Below are 21,439 nucleotides of genomic sequence, written 5' to 3' on the forward strand. Positions count from 1 at the left end.
GAAACCTTTCGGCCTTCTTGGAGTCCTTGGGCATCTGTTCTTCGTCTACAACATCTCATGGGAAAAACCCTTAATTGTGAGATGAGTATCCTGAGACGATGCCTGAAGACGATTTGAACCACGAAAGCCCTGGTGCTCCGCCACCGAATCATCCGGTCACTCGCCCCGCTCCTCCGGAACATACAAGTCCCCCTCGACGCAAGTCCCGACAGGCAATCGCCTGGATCATCGTGCTGCTGCTCTTCGCATTGGCTTTCTATCTTGTTCTTCGCCATCACGGCGATACCGCGCAAAAGGCGGCTGCAGGGTCGCGACGCGGTGGATTCGGTCCGGTCACCCTCACGGTGGCTACCGCGTCTAAGGGCAGCATTGGCGTGTACCTCGACGCCATCGGCACCGTTACTCCTGTCTACACCTCTTCGATTACCGCACAGGCCGCAGGCGTCGTCACTGCAGTTCACTATCATGAAGGCCAACTGGTTCACAAAGGCGACTCCCTGATCGACATCGATCCTCGTACCTATCAGGCGCAGGTGGTCGAAGCCCAGGGCGCACTCGATCGCGACACCAACCTGCTCGCTCAGGCGAAGATGGATCTTGCACGCTATCAAGCTGCGTGGGCCCGTAACGCAATCCCCAAACAGACGTTGGACGATCAAGAGAAACTTGTGCTGCAGGACGAGGGCACGGTTAAGAACGACGAGGGCACGCTGCAATTCAATCAAGTGCAGTTGAGCTATTGCCACATCGTGTCGCCGATTACTGGAAGAGTCGGCCTCCGGCTCCTCGACCCCGGCAACGTGGTCACCGCCGGAGGTACGACGGTGCTCGTAGTCATTACCCAGGTCGATCCGACGACAGTGATCTTTACCATTCCTGAAGACAACCTTGGCCAGGTACAGAGCCAGATGCGGCACGGAAAGTCCTTGCTTGTCGACGCACTGGATCGCAATCAGCAGACCAAGATTGCCTCTGGCAAATTGATGACGATCGACAACCAGATCGATACCACCACCGGTACGGTCAAACTTCGCGCGCTCTTCAATAACAAGACCGGAGCCCTCTTCGCCAATCAGTTCGTGAATACAAAGCTGCTCGTGAACACCATCGACGGCGTCACCCTCATTCCGACTGGAGCCATCCAGCATAACGGTCAAGTCTCTTTTGTCTATGCGATTGAGAACAACACCGCCAAGGTCAAAAACGTGAAACCCGGAGTCTCGGACCAAGGGATAACCGCGGTGCAGGGAATTGACCCGGGTACCGTGGTCGCCACCAGCAGCTTTGAAAAGTTGCAGGATGGGGTCAAGACCGTGGTTTCCAAGGAGCCGATTCCGGCGAATACGACCGAGAGCAACACTCCGTGAGTCCGTCCCGCCCATTCATCCTGCGGCCGGTCGCGACTTCGCTGCTGATGGCCGCCATCCTGCTTGTAGGCATCGTTGCTTATACGCAGCTGCCGGTCTCTGCCTTGCCCGAAGTAGACTACCCCACCATCCAGGTGCTCACGTTTTATCCCGGCGCGAGCCCCAATGTCATGGCGACGACCGTCACCGCGCCGTTGGAGCGGCAGTTCGGCCAGCTTCAGGGCCTCAGTCAAATGACCTCGACAAGCGCGGGCGGAACCTCGGTCATCGTGCTGCAGTTCTCGCTCAGCTTGAACATCGATGTCGCTGAAGAAGAGGTCCAGTCGGCCATCAACGCGGCGCAGAGCTATTTGCCCTCGAATCTGCCTACGCCGCCCGTCTACAGCAAGACCAATCCTGCCGATGCGCCCGTTTTGACTCTGGCCATCACTTCGCAGTCGATGCCGCTCTCGCAGGTGGAAGACCTGGTCGATACCCGTCTCGCGCCTAAGCTCTCACAGCTAAACGGCGTTGGCCTGGTGAGTATCAGCGGCGGCCAGAAGCCAGCAGTCCGGATTCAGGCGAACCCGGTGGCGCTCTCATCCTACGGGCTGGGATTGGAAGACCTGCGCACCGCGCTGACCCAAACCAGCGTCAATGCTGCCAAAGGCAACTTCGATGGTCCGCATCAGGATTATCAGATCAACGCAAACGATCAGCTGACGACCAGCGACGATTATCGCAACATCGTTGTTGCCTACCGTAACAACGCCCCGGTGATGCTGAAAGACGTTGCCGTGGTGGTCGACGGCATCGAGAACAACAACCTCGCCGCCTGGGAGGATGAGACGCCCGCCGTCATCCTGAATATCCAGCGTCAGCCGGGCGCGAATACCATCGCCGTGGTCAGGAGCATCAAGGCGCTGCTGCCTCAGCTTGAAACCACCTTGCCGGTCTCGATCAAGGTGACGCAGCTCACCGATTTGACCACTGCCATTCAAGCGTCGGTCGACGATGTTGAATTCGAACTGATGCTCACCATCGCGCTGGTGGTGATGGTGATCTTCCTCTTTCTGCGCAATCTCTACGCCACCATCATTCCCAGCGTCGCCGTGCCGCTCTCGCTGGTCGGCACCTTTGGCGCGATGTACGCGCTGGGGTATTCGCTCGACAATCTCTCGCTCATGGCGCTGACCATCTCGACCGGGTTCGTCGTCGATGACGCGATCGTGATGATCGAAAACATCGCCCGCTACCTCGAAGCCGGAGACAGTCCGATGGAAGCCGCGCTTAAGGGTGCGGAGCAGATCGGGTTCACCATCGTCTCGCTGACCGTCTCGCTGATCGCGGTGCTGATTCCGCTCCTGTTCATGGGCGACGTGGTGGGCCGGTTATTCCGGGAATTCGCCGTAACTCTTGCCGTCACCATCATCCTTTCGGCGGTGGTCTCGCTCACCTTGACGCCGATGATGGCGTCGCGCATTTTAAAGCACACCCCGGAAGACCAGCAGGGGCGTTTCTATCAGGCCTCCGAGCGCGTCTTTGAGAACATGATCGCCTTCTACGGGCGGACATTGAAGGTCGTTCTTCGCTTTCAGCCTCTGACTCTCCTGGTCGCGGTCGCGACCCTGGCCCTCACCGTCTTCCTGTACATCATCATCCCCAAGGGTTTTTTCCCGGTGCAGGATACGGGCGTTATACAGGGTATTTCGCAGGCGCCGGAGACCATCTCCTTCAAGGCGATGGCCCAGAAGCAGCAGCAGCTGGCCCAGATCATCCTCCAGGACCCCGCCGTTGAGAGCCTCTCCTCCTTCATCGGAGCGGATGGCACCAACACGACGCTCAACAGCGGCCGGATGTCGATCAACCTGAAGCCGCTCGATCAACGACATATCAGCGCTGCCGATGTCATTCGCCGTCTGCAGAAGAGCCTGCCGCAAGTGCAGGGCATCACCCTGTTCATGCAGCCGGTCCAAAACATCACCGTCGATGACCGGGTCAGCCGAACACAATATCAATACACCCTTGAAGATCCGGACCAGGCCGAGTTAAATCTGTGGACCAGCCGCTTCGTCGACAAGCTCAAGCAGCTCCCGGAGATCACTGACGTCGCGACCGATCAACAAACCGGAGGCCTCACTACTTCGCTGGTCATTGATCGGGTTACCGCGTCGCGGCTTGGCATTGCGCCTACCACTATCGACAACACCCTCTATGACGCCTTCGGTCAGCGCCAGATCAACACGATGTACACCCAGCTGAACCAGTACCACGTCATCCTGGAGACCGATCCGCATTTCCAGAGCGATCCAGATAAGCTGCACCAGATGTACATCCAGGCGAATGCCTCGTCAGGCGCAAGCGGCGCGGCCGCGTCTTCGTCATTTGCCTCCTCGGGATCGTCCTCCGCAGGGTCGAACGCCACCACTACCGCGCTTCCTTATACTCCCGCCCCTGGTACCCTGGCGCCTCCGGCGACCGCCCTCACGGCCGGCATTGGCACCACCACGACTACCTCGACACCTGCTACCACGGCAAACACTACCACCGGCTCGACCTATAACAACGCCGTCCCCTTGAGCGCCTTCACCCACTTTAAAAACGATACCCAGGCGCTCTCGATCACCCACCAGGGACAATTCCCGTCGGTGACCGTCTCTTTCAATCTTGCCCCGAACGGGGCGTTGGGCAATGCTATAACGGCGGTTGAAAAGGTCCAGAAAGACCTGGATATGCCGGCCAGCATACAAGCCGACTTCCAGGGAACCGCCGCCTCCTTCCGCAATTCACTCTCAAACGAGGCGCTCCTCGTTCTGGCTGCGCTGGTGACCGTCTACATCGTGCTGGGCGTTCTTTACGAGAGCTTCATTCATCCGGTAACGATCCTCTCTACGCTGCCTTCCGCCGGTGTCGGCGCATTGCTCTCTCTCATGCTCTTCGGTCAGGATTTAAGCGTCGTCGCGATCATCGGCATCATCCTGCTGATCGGTATCGTGAAGAAGAACGGCATCATGATGGTCGACTTCGCCCTCGAAGCCGAGCGCGAACACGGCAAGAACTCCACCGACGCCATCTACGAAGCCTGTCTGCTGCGTTTTCGTCCGATCATGATGACGACCATGGCCGCGCTGCTCGGTGGCATTCCGCTGGCCTTCGGCAGCGGCATTGGCTCCGAACTTCGCCGTCCGCTGGGCATCGCCATGGTCGGCGGCCTGCTCCTCAGTCAAGTGCTCACGCTCTACACCACGCCCGTCATCTACATCTTCTTCGATAATCTCGGCAGCCGCTTTTCGCGCAAACCGAACAAGCCTAACACCGGCAATGAACCGCAGGCTGAATCCGGCGTCGGCCCCCAGCCAGAGGTGGGTTGATGAACATCTCCCGGCCGTTCATTAACCGGCCCGTAGCCACCACATTGTTGACCGCGGCCATCGCCTTAGCCGGAGCGATTGCCTACCGGGTGCTCCCCGTCTCGGCGTTGCCGCAGGTGGACTTTCCCACCATCTCCGTTGGAGCTTCACTCCCCGGTGCAAGCGCCGACATCGTCGCCTCTTCGATCGCGACACCTCTCGAGCGGCAGTTTGCTCACATTGCCGGCGTCACCGAGATGACTTCCTCCAGTTCGCTCGGCAGCACGTCGGTCACACTGCAATTTGACTTGAGCCGGAATATTGACGGAGCGGCCCGGGATGTGGAGGCGGCCATCAATGCCGCCCGCACCTATCTCCCGGCCAACCTGCCCGGCAACCCAACCTACCGCAAGGTCAACCCGGCTGACTCTCCCATTATGGTCATCGGCTTGACCTCCAACATCTACGAACCCTCCAAGCTCTACGACGTGGCTTCGACCATCGTCCAGCAAAAGCTTTCGCAGATTCAGGGTGTTGGCCAGGTGAGCGTTGGCGGCGGCGCGCTCCCGTCGGTGCGCGTCGAAGTCAACCCCAACAAGCTCTTCAGCAAGGGACTCACCATGCAGAGCCTGCAGTCCATGCTGAGCCTGCAAAACGCCGACATGCCGAAGGGGCAGATCTCCGATGGCGTCAAGACCGCCGACATCGTGGCGAATGACCAGATTTCCCATGCCGAGGAGTACCGTCCGCTCATTGTCGGCTACCATCACGGCCAAGCGGTGCGCCTGGCGGATGTCGCCGACGTCGAAGATGCTACTTCCAATGTCCGCTCCGCGGGCTACTTCGATGGCAAGCCCGGAACGCTGCTGATTGTCTTCCGCCAGCCAGGCGCCAATATTATCGACACTGTCGACAATATTCGGGCTGCGCTCCCGTCGATCAAGGCGTCTATCCCGCAAGGCATCGAGACCACGATTGCCATCGATCGGACCACGACGATCCGCGCCTCAGTCAATGATGTCGAGCGTACCCTTATCATCTCCATCGTCCTCGTGGTCTTCGTCGTCTTCATCTTCCTGCGCAATGGCCGCGCCACCTTTATCCCCGGCGTAGCCGTTCCGGTGTCGCTGATAGGCACCTTTGCGGTGATGTACCTGCTGGACTTCAGCCTCGACAATCTGTCGCTGATGGCGCTCACGATCTCAACTGGGTTCGTCGTCGATGACGCCATTGTCGTCATGGAGAATATCTCCCGCCACATCGAAGACGGCATAGCCCCGATGGCCGCCGCTCTTCAGGGCGCGAAGGAGATCGGCTTTACTGTTTTTTCGATCAGCATGTCGCTGATCGCGGTCTTCATTCCCATCCTTGCCATGGGTGGCATTGTCGGTCGTCTCTTCCGCGAATTCGCCATCACTCTGTCCACCGCCATCCTGGTTTCCATGGTGATCTCGCTCACCACCACGCCGATGATGTGCGCTTACATTCTGAAAGACCAGAAACACGCGAAACATGGCAGCGCCTACCGCGCCAGCGAGCGCTTCTTCGACTGGATCTTGTCCCTCTACAAGCGCTCGCTCAGCTGGGTGATTGAAAACCCCGGTCCCACCCTCACCGTGCTGCTGCTCACCATCGGCCTCAACGTCGCGCTCATTGCCAAAATCCCGAAGGGTTTTTTCCCGCAGCAGGATACAGGCGTAGTGTTTGGCGGTGTGCAAGGCCCGCAGGACGCATCCTTTGCGGTGATGAATAACTCCGTCCTTCAGCTCGTGAACGTCATCAAGGCTGATCCGGCGACCAATCATATTGTCGCCTTCACCGGCGGCCAGGGAGCGACCAATGGCGGCTTCATGTTCATGTCGCTCAAGCCGCTCGACCAGCGCGACGTGACCGCGGAAGGCTTCCTCAATCGCGTCCGGCCTAAGATGAACCGGCTTCCGGTAGCTTCGGCCTTTCTCCAGGCCGCTCAGGACATTCGCATCGGCGGACGCAACGCCAACGCTCTTTATCAATACACGATCCAGTCCGATACTACTCAGGACCTCGCCAAGTGGGGGCCGATTCTACTCAATCAGATGAAACGGCTGCCCGGATTCCAGGACGTCAACTCGGACCAGCAAAATGGCGGATTGACCGAGAACCTTACCTACGACCGCGTTACTGCAGGCCGTTTAGGCATTACCGCACAAGCGCTCGACAGCTCTCTCTACAGCGCCTTCGGCCAATCCCAGGTCTCGCTGATCTACACCCAGCTCAACCAGTACTATGTGGTGCTGGAGGTCGCACCACCTTACTGGCAAGACCCATCGGCGCTCAACAACATCTATATGAACACTTCCTCTCACGGAGTGATACCGATCCGCGCCGTCACCACAGCTGAACCCACGACCACTCCGCTAACCGTGAATCACACCGGCCTCTTTCCCTCCGTGACCGTGGCCTTTAATCTAGCGCCGGGCATGTCGCTCAGCGACGCTACCAGGGAGATCGATGAGCTTAAGCAGAGGCTCGGCACTCCGAATACGGTCCGCGGCTTCTTCGCCGGCACCTTACAGGCGTTTCAAGACTCGCTCAGCACCGAACCCTACCTGATCCTGACCGCCGTGCTCGCGGTCTACATCGTCCTTGGCATTCTGTATGAAAGTCTGGTGCACCCGCTCACCATTCTCTCGACCCTGCCTTCCGCAAGCGTTGGCGCAATCTTCGCTCTCTTGCTGTTCAAGATCGACTTGAACGTAATCTCGATCATCGGCATCATCCTGCTGATCGGCATCGTCAAAAAGAATGCAATCATGATGATCGACTTCGCACTGGTGGCCGAACGTGAACACGGCAAAAACACTGCGGACGCCATCTTCGAGGCCTGCATGCTGCGCTTTCGCCCCATTCTCATGACCACCATGGCGGCCCTCTTCGGGGCACTGCCGCTGGCCTTCGGCACCGGCACCGGGTCGGAGTTGCGCCGTCCGCTCGGCATCACCATCGTCGGCGGCCTTATCGTCAGCCAGATGCTGACCCTTTACACCACGCCGGTCGTTTACCTCTTCCTCGATGGACTGCGGCTGCGCGTCCAAGGCAAGCCGCGCGGCGAATTCCATCGGCCGCCCGACCTGCAGACTACTGGAAATGCGTCAAGCTAGAACGGACAATGCCATGCAGAAACACGCCATTGAATCTCGCGCCCTACCTCTTCTCCAATCGGTCCGCGCAGCCACGCCTCCCGCTCTGGCGCTGCTCTCTGCGACAGTTCTGTCGTTGCTCTCCGGATGCCTGCCGGGTCCGAAGTACCACCAGCCCGCCGCCCTCGCCACCCCGCCGCCGCCAGCCTACAAAGAGGCCGCTCCCCCACCTCCGTCACCCGCTGCTGTCGCCACTGGCGCCGCCCCTCCTCCCGCTGCGGACCTGAAAGAGTGGAGCCCCGCCAGTCCTCAAGACGCCATGCTTCGTGGCAAATGGTGGGAGATTTATAACGACCCTGAATTGAACGCCCTTGAAGAGCAGCTCAATATAGACAACCAGAACATCAAGCTGTTCTTCCAGAACTTGATGGTCGCCCGCGCCCTGGTGCGCGAGGCTCGCTCGGAGTACTACCCGACCGTCACGGCCAGCCCGTCCTGGAGCCGTTCGCGCTCCTCTTCCAACCTCGGCAACTCATCCGCCTCCTTCAACAGCGGTCAGCAAGCGAACCTCATCTCCTTGCCGCTTGGCGTCTCCTGGGAACCGGACCTCTTTGGACGCATCCGCAACACCGTTCATGAAGAGCAGTACGCCGCCCAGGTCAGCGCCGCCGACCTGGAAAACGAGCGTCTCTCCGAACAATCCAGTCTTGCTCAGTTCTTCTTTGAGATTCGCGGGCAAGATGCTCTACAAAAAGTGCTTAACGATACCGTCGAAGCCGACAAGAAGGCGCTGGCTTTGACCCAGGCTCTATACGAGACCGGAGTCGATAACCAGATCTCCGTTGTCGAGGCCCAATCGACGTTACAAAGTGCGCAAGCCGCCGCCACTAATGTCGGCCTGCTCCGCGCGCAGTATGAACATGCCATTGCCACTCTGATCGGCCAATCCGCGTCGAATTTCTCGATCCCGGTCAAGCCGATGACGACCGCTCCGCCACCCATCCCGATCGGGATTCCGTCGCAGTTGCTCGAGCGCCGTCCAGACATAGCCGGCGCAGAACGCAGCATGGCCTCAGCGAACGCGGCGATCGGAGTCGCCTATTCGGCATTCTTCCCCACCGTCACCCTCGGCGCTAGCGGCGGCTTCGAAAGCGCTACCTGGAAGCACCTCTTCGACATCCCCAGCCGCGTCTGGTCGATCGGACCCTCGATCTCTCAGCCTATCTTCAATGCCGGACTGACCGCCGGCCTCAGCCAGTTCGTCTCCACTTATAACGCTGATGTCGCGACCTACAGGCAGACCGTGCTCTCTGCCTTCCAGCAAGTCGAGGACTTCCTCGTCGCCGTCAAGGTCTACTCGCGTCAAATCCAACAGCAGCAGGAAGCGGTCGCCTCTGCGCAGAAGGCCCTCGACCTGGAGCTGGGACGCTATCAAACCGGCATCGACCCCTACATTGACGTGGTGACTCTGCAGACAACTTTGCTGGGCGATCAGCAGGCGCTCACCACGTTGCAGGTAGAGCAGATGGCCTCGTCCGTCACGCTCATCCAGGCCCTCGGCGGAGGCTGGGACCGCACCCAGTTAGCCACCCCCCAGCAAGTCACCCAAAGACCACCTAAAGCTGACGCAGCAATGGTCCACTAAGCCGCGAATTGAATGGATTACTAGGCCGAATGCGGGTGCTGCCGGTCAGGTCAGCCTCAGGCCCGGAAGGTGGCGCCTCAGGCTTCGGCCTCAGCTCTTATGAGCGACCTCGAACGAGTATTCGTCCGGATCGAATAGATCGGCGGCGTAGTATCCCGGATAGTATTCGACCCGCGCTCGCGGTGAGATATTGTCCTTCGCGCCGGCGGCGATCGCAGCCTTGTAGAACTCATCGACTTGTTCATTGCTTTGAGCCTTGAAGCCCCAGTGAATCGACGCCGGAACGGGTTTCCCCTGCTTGAGCCAGAAGCACGCTCGCTTCCCGTCGCCAAATCCCCACAGGTCAGGATGACCCTCTTGTCCCCCTGTAGGGGAGGAAGAACTTGATATCCAGAGGCTTCAAGGCTGCCTCATAGAACGTCAACGAGCGCTCGACGTCGCCGACGTAAGAATGATGTGATCAAGCACAGCCATCTCCTTCACTGAGAAGCGCGTTTGTATCTCCAAGATGCGTCAACTTGCACCTTGGATGGCGGTGGTTGTGGAGGTCTCAGAAATCGCGTCAGCAGGGAGTTATCTCTAGCGTTCCGCTAAAGACCGGAAAATTCTTGGAAGTACGACTGACTTTGTCGTATATTGAATTTGCTGAGTTTAAAGAAGAATCAGCAAGCTTTCGACCGGATTTAAGAACCAGATCCCCGCGGCATACTCTTGGCGGAGTCCGCGAGGATCTGGAAACCACAGCCGAATAGACTGCGGGCTTCCTTCACTATAGGGCGGCTGCCCGCAAAGTTTCAACTGTCATCGTGGCCAACGTGTCATTTCCTTAGGCCTGAAGACAAGACCTGTACTTTGTGAGGCTCGCAGCAATGAATCGTAAGACCCTGCACCCATCGGCAGGCGGTCGTACCCGTCTGCGTTTCGGAGCGCTCTACGCAGTTCTGACCTACTTGTTCATCCTGAATGCGGAAACTCTCCCGGCCAACGCTCAACGCGCCTATCCAGGCCGTGGTGCGATCTCCGCCCAAGATATCGCCCAGTACCGGGCCCAGCACTCGGCCAGAATGGCCGCGTCTGCCGATGCCGATCAGGTCTGCGCTCGCTCCGCAACTGGGGCCGTCGTTCCGGCGCCCTCTGAGTTGAAGAGTCAGAACGGAGTTCTTGAAGTCACCTTCAAGTTCCTCACCGCCACCGACGCTCAGGGACTGGTCCGCTACTGCTATGTGACCGACACCGGCCTCCAGTCGCCGACTCTTCGCGTCAATCCTGGCGATACGCTCATCATCCATTTCCAGAACGATCTGCCCGCCGCCGCTGCCTCCAGTGCGAAGGACAACATGGCCGGCATGAACATGACGCTCGCCGCCGATGCTTCCAGCGCCAACGCGGCCTGCAACGGCGTCATGTCTGCCTCCGCCAGTAACATCCACTTCCACGGAATGAACGTTCCCCCGGTCTGCGGGCAGGATGAAGTCGTGCATACCCTGGTTGCGCCCGGACAAAGCTTCGACTACAAAGTACAAATTCCCGCCAACGAACCGCCCGGCCTCTACTGGTATCATCCCCACCCGCATGGGATTTCTGAAGGCCAGGTGCAAGGCGGCGCCACGGGCGCCTTGATCGTCGAAGGCCTGCAAAGTGTCGATCCCGCCTTGGCCGGCCTGACCGAACGCACCTTCGTTCTCCGCGACCAGCTGCTAACCGCCTCTGAAGCCAACGACGCCAACATCCCTGCATGGGACGTCTCGATCAACTACGTGCCTGTAACCTATCCCGCTTATACTCCCGCGGTGATTGCGACCAATCCTGGCCAGCAGGAGTTGTGGCGCGTCGCCAACACCGCCGCCGACACCATCATGAAGCTCGAATACCTCGTCAATGGGACCGCTCAGACCATGCAGGTGGTGGCCATCGATGGCTACCCCATCGCCGCCGGCAGCAGCGGTCAAGCCTCCGTGGGCGAAACGAGCATCTTGCTGCCGCCCGGCTCGCGCGCCGAGTTCGTTGTCACCACCCCCAACATCGGAGATCAGGCCCAGCTCGTCACCCAATATTGGAATACCGGTCCGGATGGCGATTTCGATCCGACTCGAACGCTGGCCACCATCGTCAGTCAAAACGGCGCCGAGCCAGCTTCAGCGGCAGCAACCAAGTCGTCAGCCCAGACCAGCCCTCTCAAGATCACGCCACGGAAAGTGAAGCGCTTCGCCGCCCTCGCCCAAGCGACGCCCGTAGCGCAGCGCAACCTCTACTTCTCTGAAGTCCTTCAAAATCCTACCGACCCCAACAGCCCCACGACCTTCTTCATCACCGAACAAGGGCAAGCCCCCGCCGCCTTCACCATGGACCAGGCCCCCAACATTGTCGTCCATGCCGGTACCGTCGAAGACTGGGTCATCGAGAACCACGCCACCGAAGACCACATCTTCCACATCCACCAGATTCACTTCCAGGTCCTCGAAGCCAATGGCGTCGCCATCAACGACCCCGCCGTCCGCGATACCGTCGACCTGCCTTATTGGACCGGCACCGGCCCCTATCCCAGCGTGAAGCTCCGCATGGACTTCCGCGACACCAACATCATCGGCACCTTCGTCTATCACTGCCATATCCTGCAGCACGAAGATTCCGGCATGATGGCCGAAATTCAAGTGCTCCCCGCTGGCTCGGCTTCGCTGACCACGGCTGCCGCCTCCGCCACCAGCCTGACTCCTAACGGGAACATCACCCTTACCGCCAATGTCGTCGACGCCGCCACCGGCAACCCCACCCCAACCGGGCTGGTGCAATTTCAATTGAATGGCGTCAACGTCGGCGCTCCCACCGCGCTCGCCGCTGGACAAGCCACCTTGACCACCACCCTTAATGGAGACGCAGGCGCCGGAAACCTCACGGCCTTCTACCAAGGGGATTCGACCTACACTGAATCTCAATCCGCCGCCATTCCCATCACCTTGTCCGCCTTCGCTCTATCTTCTTCCGGAACCACCGCCACAGTCGGCTCCGCGGCCATCGCTACCGTCGCCGTCAATGTCGCCAACAACTACACCAGTCCGATTGCTTTGACCTGCGCCATGCCCAGCACCCTCACCGAATCCGCCTGCTTCGTGAACCCAACTTCGGCTACCGGCACCGGTAAGGTCTCGCTCACCGTCAACACTACCCCGTCCCATCCGCTCAGCAGCCGCAACTCCGCTCCCGGCTGGTTCGCCGCCAGTGGAGGCCTCAGCCTCGCCGGCCTGCTCTTCTTGTTTCTGCCGAGACGCCGTTGGCGCGGTATCGCCCTGCTTGGTATTGCTTTTCTCGCCGCTACCTTCAGTGTCCTCGGCTGCGGAGGCGCAGCCAAGATCGATCCCGGGACCGCCAAAGGAAGCTACACCGTTGTGGTGACCGGGACCGCCGGCAGCGGGGCCGCCCAATACCAGACCGGCGTGGATGTGCCGATCAATATTCAATAGGACCCGGCATCGCCATAACTCAGCGCATAAGTCGGTAACTTCCCGGGACTAAGTACCCGAGACTAAGTACCCAGGGCTAAGTACCCGAGACTAAGAACCAGATAGAAGCGATAAGATCAGGAGAAAGAAATGTTGACCGTGGTAGCACGTTTTATCCGTAGCTCGAGCAGGTTCCTTTGCCTCGCCGGAATTTTATCCGCATCGCTGCTTCATGCCAGCGTCGGAGGCAGCATCTCTGGCACGGTCAAGGATCCTGCCGGAAGCCTCGTCCCCAACGCCGAGATCACGCTCGACGAGGTGAACACCGGGCTCGTCTACCACGCCCGCAGCGACAACAAAGGTCACTATACCCTCCCTGTTCTCCCCATCGGCCACTACCGACTCGATGTCGAGGCCCCCGGCTTCCAAGGCTACCAGCGCCTCGAGATCGTCCTCGATACCAATGCGGCCCTCACCCTTGACGCCACCCTCCAGGTCGGCAACGTCGCCGAGTCCGTCAACGTGACCGACAACACTCTGCATGTCGAAACCACCAGCACCCAGATGGGCCAGGTCATCAGCGGCCGCCAGATGACCGCCGTCCCGCTCGACGGCCGCAGCTTCACCGATCTGCTCTCGCTGCAGCCCGGTGTCGCCCCCGCGACCTCGCTCACCTCGAGCACCGTGCAGGATGTCGGCGCCACCATCCTCAATCCCTCCGGAACCCTGAATCCAGGCACGATCTCCGTCAACGGCCAGCGCGAGTTCGCCAATTTCTTCAGCGTCAACGGCAGCGACGCCGAAGAAGACGTTAACGCTGGAACGGCCATCATTCCCAACCTTGACTCGATCGCGGAATTCCGTATCATCACCGGCAACTTTGATGCCGAATATGGAGAATTCAGCGGCGGCCAGATCAACGTCGTCACCAAATCCGGCGGCAATAACTTCCACGGCAGCGCCTTTGACTTCCTCCGCAACACCGATCTCGACGCCCGCAACTACTTCTCTCCCACCCGCGGCGTCTTCCGGCAGAACCAGTTCGGCGGCACCATCGGCGGCCCCATCCGCCGCGACAAAACCTTCTTCTTCGTGGACTACCAGGGCACCCGCCAGACCCAGGGCATCGATACCGGCAACATCAGCGTGCCGTCGAACCAGGACCGCTCCGGCAATCTGCAAGACGTCGCCAGCGGCCTGACCGGCAGCGTCGGCGGCCCCTACTTCGCCAGCCTCCTCACCCAGAAGCTCGGCTATCCCGTCGTTGCCAGCGAACCCTACTACGTCCCCGGCTGCACCACCACCGCGGAGTGCGTCTTCCCCAACGCCACCATTCCTCTGAATGCCTGGTCGATTCCGGCCCAGCGAATGCTGCAATACATTCCTGCGCCCAACACCGCCGCCGGCACCTTCGCCACCTCCTCGTCCAATCAAACCGTCCGCGACGACAAGGCCGGCGTTCGCCTCGATGCCAACACCCGCCTCGGTCTGCTCTCCGCCTATTACTTCATTGACGACTTCAACCTCACCGATCCCTACCCGGTTGCCCAGAGCGGCGCCAGCGTTCCCGGCTTCAGCGCCATCACCACCGGCCGTGCCCAGCTGATCTCGCTCGGCGACACCAAAACACTCAGCGCCACCGCCGTCAATGAACTCCACTTCAGCTATCTCCGCGACTTCACCAACCTCGGCCAGCCGCTCGGCGGCCGCGGCGTTAGCTTGACCTCGCAGGGCTTTGAAAATGCCGATGGAACACCTAGCATCGTGCCCCTCGATCCAAAGGGCGAGAGCGTCGAAAATCTGAACTTCAATGGCTTCTCAACCGGCGCCGCGGCCAATCAACTCATCCAGTCCAACAACACTTATCAGGCGTCCGACACCTTCTCGAAGGTGCTCGGCAACCACACGATGAAATACGGCGCTGAGTTTCACATCGATCAGGTGAACGCTCACCCCATCGCCCAATTCAACGGCAACTTCGTCTTTTCCGGGACTGAGACCGGCGTCGACTTTGCCGATTTCCTGATCGGCGTGCCCAGCCAATACAACCAGAGCCAACTCAATCCCTTTTATGCCCGGAACAAGTACATCGGCCTCTTCGCGCAGGATAGCTGGCACGTGCTGCCCACGCTAACTTTGAACTACGGACTACGCTGGGACCGGATCGCGCCCTGGACGGAGAAGTACAACCAGATCTCGACCTTCGTTCCCGGCGCGCAGTCTGTCGTCTTTCCCGGAGCACCGGCCGGCATCCTCTACCCCGGCGATCCTGGCGTCCCCAGCACCCTCGCGCCGATCGGAAATCGCAGCTTCTCGCCCCGCGTCGGCTTCGCCTGGTCCCCGCAGGCCGATACCGGCAGCCTCCTCGGCAAACTCCTCGGCGCGCCTGGAAGCACCAGCATTCGCGGCAGCTTCGGCAACTTCTACACCGCCATTGACGCTCTCTCGATCGGCGTCCTGGCCGCCAACGCGCCCTACGGCACGACCTACACCAGCCCCGCGCCGCCGCTCTTTGCGACGCCGTTTATCAATGCCGCCGACGGGCAGAGCAACGGCCAGCCCTTCCCCTATACCTTCGCTCCTTTGAACTCGTCGCGCCGCAATCCCGACCCCAACATCAACTGGAGCACCTACGAACCGATCAGCGGCATCCCCGGCTACGACATCCATAACCGCACCCCGTATACCGAAGAGTGGATGCTCTCTCTCGAGCGCCAAGCCGGACCGAATACCGTCTTCAGCGCCAGCTATGTCGGCACCTCGAGCCACCGCCAGCGTGTCCTGATCGAACCCAACTCCGGTAATCCTGCCCTTTGCCTCAGTCTCAGCCAGCCCGGCGAAGTCCAGCCCGGCACCCTCACCTGTGGCCCCAACGGCGAAGACACCGTCTATTTCCCCATCGGCGGCGGGCAAGTCAACGGCACGCGCGGCCCCCTCGGCCCAAACTTCGGCAGCAATGCCTTGCAATCGACCATCGGCCATGCCAATTACAACGCCCTCGAGGTCAGCGCCCGCCATACCAGCGGACGGCTCGAGTTCGCCGCCTCCTACACCTACGGCAAGTCGCTCGATCAGTCTTCGAACATCGCCGAAGAGGTCAACCCCTTTAACCCCGCGCTCAGCTATGCCCTTTCGTCCTTCGACGTGAAACATAACTTCGTCGTCAGTTATGAATATCAGTTACCCATCGACCAGCTCTTTAGCCCCGACCGCCTCACCCGCGGCTGGTCGCTCTCCGGCATCACCCGTTTCTCGAGCGGTTTCCCCGTCACCATGGTGAATAATGGCGATAACTCCCTCATTGGCACCAACCCCAACGGCATCAACAACAGCAGCATCGACGAGCCCGACTATAACGGCGGCCCGCTGCGCCTCAGCCACAACCCGCGCATCAACGGCCACAACTACTTCGCTGCCGGCGCTTTCACCATGAACGCTCTCGGGACGCCGGGCACCGCCAAGCGCCGCTTCTTCTACGGGCCAGGCACGGACAACTTCGATATGGCCGTCGCCAAAAACCTGCCACTCACCGAATCGAAGTCCGTTCTCTTCCGCGTCGAGGCCTTCAACCTTTTCAACCACACCCAATTCAGCGGCCCCAACTCGGTCGATGGCGATATCGGCAGCACCACCTTCGGGCAGGCCATCAGCGCCGCCCCCGCCCGCGTCCTCCAGGGAGCGGTGAAGTTCAGCTTCTAACGGAGCGGCCGGCTTTAGCGGATGGGGATACTGGTTCGGAAGAGAAACCACCTGTGTCAGGTGTTTATGGTCTTTCGCGCACGGAGGGAGGCATGCGCGTCAAAAAGACCAGATGGAGCACCAAACGTTACTCGATCCCCAGCTGGTGCTGTAACTGCTCCAACGTCACGCCCTTCGTCTCCGGATAGGCGAACAGCACCACAAAGAACTGCAACACCATCATTGCCGAGAAGAAGACAAAAGGATAAGCCCCGGATGACTTTGCCAGCAGCGGGAAGGTGTACGCGATCGCCGCGTTCATGATCCAGTGCGAACTACTGCCCAGGCTCTGTCCCTTCGAGCGCACCTTCGTTGGAAAGACTTCGCTGATGTACACCCAGATGACCGCGCCCTGCGAAAAGGCGAAGAAAGCGATGAACCCGACCAGCAGCCAAACCAGCAGCTCGTGATGCGAATTCGTGAAGAAGACCGCCGAGACGCCAGCCAGACAGATCGCCGTTCCCACTGAGCCGACGAGCAGCAGCGTCCGTCTACCCAGCCGATCGATCACCGTCATCGCGATGAGCGTAGCGACCAGGTTCATCGCGCCAATCGCGACCGCCTGTAAGTCACCCGACATGCGGCTGAAACCGGCTGCCGCAAAGATGTCATTGAGGTAGTAAAGGATCGCATTGATGCCGGAGAGTTGATTGAACATGCCGATGCTCGCAGCCAGGAAGATCGGCTTGCGATACTTCCAGGAAAATAGCGGCTCGGACTTGTGCGCTCGTTCTAAGTGGATCGAATCCACGATCTCCTTGAGCTCGGCCTCGGAGTTCGGCGAGCCCATCAGCTCGAGCACCAGCCTGGCCTCGTCCACCCGGTCTTGGGTCACCAGCCACCGCGAACTGCGCGGAATCCCGAACAGCATGATGAGGAAGAGCACCGCCGGCAGCGCGGCGATTCCGAGCTGCCAACGCCACTGCGTCGCGCCCAGATGCAGCTGCGCAATGACGAAGTTCGAGAAGTAGGCCAGCAGAATGCCGATCACGATATTGACCTGGAACATGCCAACCAAGCGTCCGCGCCACTTCGCCGGCGCAAGCTCGGCAATGTACACCGGACCCAGCACCGACGATCCGCCGATCCCCAGGCCGCCAATGAAGCGTGCCGCTAACAGCGCATACCAGCTCCAGGCAAAGCCCGATCCCAGAGCGGAGATGACATACAACACCGCCATCACCCGCAGCGTGTCGCGGCCGCCGAACTTTTGCCCGATCGCCCCCGCGGACATCGCCCCGATGACTGTGCCGACCAGCGCGATCGCCACCGTCAGGCCTAACTGCGACGGGGTCAACGAATAGACCTCAGTCAACTGGTGGGTGGCCCCCGCAATTACCGCCGTGTCAAATCCAAATAACAGACCGCCCAGCGCTCCGACCGCAGTGCCTTTCAACAGGTATCGATTCATCTTCAGTATTCAGCCCCTTTACGCTACGACTGCATGAACGGCAACAAGCAAGCGCCAAGTATACCCGCATCCGAACCTAGCTCGGCGCGGACGACATGGGTCTTGCGCGGAGATCGCGCTCGGGATTCCTCCTCGGTGGGGGCCGTCAGCCGGTAGACGTAACTGCGCATTCGCAGCTCCTCCATCATGCGCGGCGCGAACAGCTCCCACGCCGCCGACATGCCGCCGCCAATCACATAGAGCGGCAGGTTAAGGGTGTTCACCAGCGCGCCGAGGCCGATGCCCAGCACCGTTCCTACCCGGTCGAATACCTTGAGGGCGCGCGAATCGCCGGCAAGCGCGCTATCTGCGACGTGCCGCGCGGTCAGCATCGGCGACTCTGCCTCGATCTCGGCATCGTCCTGGTCTAGGGCGCGGGCCTGTTCCGCCATCCGTCGCACCCCGGTCGCCGAGGCGTAGAGCTCCAGGCACCCCCGGCTGCCGCAGGGGCAGACTTCGCCATCCGGATCGACCGTATTATGGCCTGCCTCACCCCCCATGCCGTTGTTCCCGTTCCAGATTTTTCCATCCAGAATGATCCCATTCCCCACCCCGGTCCCGAGCGTCAGCATGCAAAGCGACCGGACCCCATAGCTCTTTCCCGAACCCAACACAAACTCCGCCAAAGCGGCAAGATTCGCGTCGGATTCAATCACCACCGGCGCTCCGACTCGCTGCTCAATCGCCTGTTTCAGATTGAACCGGTCAAAGCCGGGGAGGTTTGGCGGATTGCGCAGGATCCCCTCGGGCAGCTCAAGCGGTCCCGGGGTTCCCAGCCCAACGCCGGCGAGCTTTTCATTCCGTCCATACTTGTCCAACAAACCAACGATCGCTGCACTCATGTCGTCGGCCACGGTGTGCGGACCGTCTCCCACCCGAGTAGGCAGGCTGACGATTTCTGTAAGTTGGCCGCCGTCCGTGGAATGCTGGTGATAGGCAGCTACGCGAAGGTTGGTGCCTCCAAGGTCGACACCGATGGAGTACCGATGCAGGGTCAAGACAGAAGCTCCTCAAGTGGAATCGTTTCCAACAACATAGACTCCTTTATATCTGAATCCAGTCTCCGGATTGCCCAACATCTGCCCCTGAAAGCAACAGGAACTCTATCCACCCTACGACTTTGGTTGTATTTGCCCGGTTTTTTCTTGACACCGCCCGAAGCCGGACTCAATGATACCTTTGCCGCGGAGATGTACCCGGAATTGGAAGGATGTCTCAAGGCAGGACGAACTCATCGCCGGCAAGCGTGTCCGGTACGGCGTCGACCTTGATAGGGATTGCCCTTGCCGCGAATTGTCGTGGTCCGGCGGTCTTCCGAATCTCTGCAATAACGAACGGCCCCAACTCCCCCAGGGCGGACTTGACCAGGATGGAAATCAATGACAGCAAAGCTCGAAATTGTAAACCGATCGCTTCGTGCAGCCTTCATAGCAGCCTGTGTAGGCTTCCCCGCTCTCCTCGCCTCGGCACAAACCGCCATCACCGTTCTTCCTTCGGTCAACGTTAGATCTTCAAGCTCGGCGGCCAGCCCGTCCACACCTGTTACTTACGGATCCGCACCACTCGTTTTGAGCTGCCCGGCTTCCATTACTGCTGTCGTCTCTTCGACCCCGAATGGTTTAGGCAAAGTGGTAGTCGACGACTACCTCGACCTGACCGTAAGTGAGGGAACTTCCGCTCCAGAGGGGCCATTTGATATTTGCGGCGTTACCCATCCTGGAGCCCTTCCCACGGCATGCTTCACCCCGGCCTATCAAAAGGAACGAGTCATTGGGAATGATCCGGACAGCAAAGCGGCTACTTGGGGTGTCGGTCCGCTCGATATCCACGGCCATCTGGCTCCGGGCATCAATCACGTAACCTTAACGGCCAACGATATCGGGAGTGTACTTTCCTCTTCATCCATCTACCTCTTTACCAATTGCACCTCGGAGGGCGTAAGCGGGGGAGGGCAGATCAGCGGCAATCCGATCCCAGCGACCAATCCCCCAGCCTCCACGTTGACACAGAATTTTAACTTCAGCTTGTCGGACGACCACCTCATCAAGCAGGTGCTGGACTTCTCAGTCGCCGATCAGCAGAAGACAATCACTATTCCCGACGGCGCAATTCCGACTGTGACGGATCATGTGATCGATCCAACCGACTTCCCGGCACTTGTAGCAAATACTTCATTTGCCACATCCCAGTGCTTAGTCCACTTCGGCGAGTTATTGCCCAGCGGTCAAGCCGGTTGCAAGCTCTACACCGTGACTTGTCAGATCGGCAGTGAATCGACCGGGACTGGCGCTCAATGTCCCTCGTCTACCATGAGAAACATTGTCATCGAAGATGCCTTCGACGGTCCGCAATTTACCCTGCCGGATATTCATGCAGGCCGGGCCACTTTCCATCAGGGATTCGGTTACCTCATGGCCAACGAGGGATGGAGCGGCGGCCCTTGCACTTTCGACCCCAACTCCGACCAGATCTACTCCTGCCCAGAAAATCTGTTGACTGCCTTTACCGGTCCAGGAGCCACGACCGCCCACTCCAACACCAATCACTACAATTCCACTTTCATCAGCGTCGGACCGGTGCCCGAATATGCAACAGTCGTCAACTTCGACTTTCCTAAGGATCAGAGCTGGATCAATCGACGCACGGTGAACGCCACCTTCCTCGCCAGGCCGCCAATAGTTCCTGCACCGAACAATGGCTTCGTAGCCGCGCCGCTCTCGGGAATCACCTATGGCGTGTCTTTAGAAAGCGAACTTCCTCCGACAACTTTTCCGATTCCTACCGACATCACGGTCGGAGTTCCGGGCGGTTGCCCGGAGCCTGGCACCCCGGCTGAGATTTTTCAGACGCCCCCTCAAACGATCACTGTGCCCAGCGATGGCGAATATTTCGTCCATTACTTCGCCACTGACTGCGCGGGAACGGAGGAGCTCTTCTTTTACCAGGACCAGAGTGCAAGCTGGCAAACGAAGTTCTACACGGCGCGGCTGGACGTTGACACAGTGGCTCCGGAAATCATCTCGGGTCCGGAGCTTTCCCCCGCGCCCACTCTGATCCATGGCGAGCTGGGTTATCACGTCGGTCAGCAAGTCACTGCCACCTACCAGTGCGCAGATGGTCTCTCCGGAGTAGCCAAATGTGGAACGAAATCCTACTCCAGTCCAACCAAAAACCCGCCTCCTGCACAAACGCTGGTGAGTACGTCGACCAAGGGTACCCACACCTTCAAGGTGCATGTGGTCGACGCTGCACAAAACCAGGGAGCTTCTGCATCGGTTGACTACTCTGTCTTCCCGTAAGAGGCACAGATAGTGAAGGCAAGTGCGGCTTCCGTTAGAAGCCGCACCGTCCTTC

10 protein-coding genes are annotated in these 21,439 nt (G+C 59.7%); 7 read left to right on the forward strand and 3 right to left on the reverse strand.

What is annotated here, in order from left to right:
* Positions 1–98: 98 nt before the first annotated feature.
* From ACPOL_RS16220 to ACPOL_RS16250, 6 genes are all read left to right on the forward strand, one after another.
* The gene (locus ACPOL_RS16220) at positions 99–1,367 is read left to right on the forward strand and encodes an efflux RND transporter periplasmic adaptor subunit (RefSeq protein ID WP_114207975.1); all 1,269 of its coding nucleotides are present in this window, start codon (positions 99–101) and stop codon (positions 1,365–1,367) included.
* The gene (locus ACPOL_RS16225; protein ID WP_114207976.1) at positions 1,364–4,717 is read left to right on the forward strand and encodes an efflux RND transporter permease subunit; all 3,354 of its coding nucleotides are present in this window, start codon (positions 1,364–1,366) and stop codon (positions 4,715–4,717) included. The genes ACPOL_RS16220 and ACPOL_RS16225 overlap by 4 nt, the downstream gene beginning before the upstream one ends.
* Positions 4,717–7,836 carry an efflux RND transporter permease subunit gene (locus ACPOL_RS16230; RefSeq protein ID WP_114207977.1) on the forward strand — a complete coding sequence of 1,040 codons (3,120 nt, stop codon included), beginning with the start codon at positions 4,717–4,719 and terminating at the stop codon, positions 7,834–7,836. The genes ACPOL_RS16225 and ACPOL_RS16230 overlap by 1 nt, the downstream gene beginning before the upstream one ends.
* A gap of 13 nt (positions 7,837–7,849) precedes the next feature.
* Positions 7,850–9,460 (forward strand): efflux transporter outer membrane subunit, encoded by a 1,611-nt coding sequence (locus ACPOL_RS16235; protein WP_114207978.1) that lies wholly within the window; start codon positions 7,850–7,852, stop codon positions 9,458–9,460.
* 869 nt (positions 9,461–10,329) lie between these two features.
* The gene (locus ACPOL_RS35515; RefSeq protein WP_114207979.1) at positions 10,330–12,918 is read left to right on the forward strand and encodes a multicopper oxidase domain-containing protein; all 2,589 of its coding nucleotides are present in this window, start codon (positions 10,330–10,332) and stop codon (positions 12,916–12,918) included.
* 129 nt (positions 12,919–13,047) lie between these two features.
* Positions 13,048–16,596, forward strand: a complete 3,549-nt coding sequence (locus ACPOL_RS16250; protein WP_114207980.1) for a TonB-dependent receptor — start codon at positions 13,048–13,050, stop codon at positions 16,594–16,596.
* Between the two features lie 127 nt (positions 16,597–16,723).
* On the opposite strand, the gene ACPOL_RS16255 is transcribed toward ACPOL_RS16250, so the two are convergent.
* The 3 genes from ACPOL_RS16255 to ACPOL_RS33615 form a co-directional block, all read right to left on the reverse strand.
* Entirely contained in the window at positions 16,724–18,052 is a 1,329-nt protein-coding gene (locus ACPOL_RS16255) for a sugar porter family MFS transporter (RefSeq protein WP_114207981.1), read from the reverse strand.
* Between the two features lie 17 nt (positions 18,053–18,069).
* Complete coding sequence (locus tag ACPOL_RS16260; protein WP_236656834.1) at positions 18,070–19,083, reverse strand: ROK family protein; 1,014 nt, start codon at positions 19,081–19,083, stop codon at positions 18,070–18,072.
* A gap of 217 nt (positions 19,084–19,300) precedes the next feature.
* Entirely contained in the window at positions 19,301–19,465 is a 165-nt protein-coding gene (locus ACPOL_RS33615; RefSeq protein ID WP_161557395.1) for a hypothetical protein, read from the reverse strand.
* On the opposite strand from ACPOL_RS33615, the gene ACPOL_RS16265 reads away from it, so the two are divergent.
* Positions 19,465–21,384, forward strand: a complete 1,920-nt coding sequence (locus ACPOL_RS16265; protein ID WP_114207982.1) for a hypothetical protein — start codon at positions 19,465–19,467, stop codon at positions 21,382–21,384. The two genes, ACPOL_RS33615 and ACPOL_RS16265, sit on opposite strands and share 1 nt — an antisense overlap.
* The last annotated feature ends 55 nt before the right edge of the window (positions 21,385–21,439 follow it).

Origin of the sequence: Acidisarcina polymorpha (assembly GCF_003330725.1) — a bacterium.
Classification (GTDB): domain Bacteria; phylum Acidobacteriota; class Terriglobia; order Terriglobales; family Acidobacteriaceae; genus Acidisarcina; species Acidisarcina polymorpha.

Coding starts and splice junctions, on each gene's coding strand:
- ACPOL_RS16220 (WP_114207975.1), top strand. CDS start 99: ATGCCTGAAGACGATTTGAACCACGAAAGCCCTGGTGCTCCGCCACCG.
- ACPOL_RS16230 (WP_114207977.1), top strand. CDS start 4,717: ATGAACATCTCCCGGCCGTTCATTAACCGGCCCGTAGCCACCACATTG.
- ACPOL_RS16235 (WP_114207978.1), top strand. CDS start 7,850: ATGCAGAAACACGCCATTGAATCTCGCGCCCTACCTCTTCTCCAATCG.
- ACPOL_RS35515 (WP_114207979.1), top strand. CDS start 10,330: ATGAATCGTAAGACCCTGCACCCATCGGCAGGCGGTCGTACCCGTCTG.
- ACPOL_RS16250 (WP_114207980.1), top strand. CDS start 13,048: ATGTTGACCGTGGTAGCACGTTTTATCCGTAGCTCGAGCAGGTTCCTT.
- ACPOL_RS16265 (WP_114207982.1), top strand. CDS start 19,465: ATGACAGCAAAGCTCGAAATTGTAAACCGATCGCTTCGTGCAGCCTTC.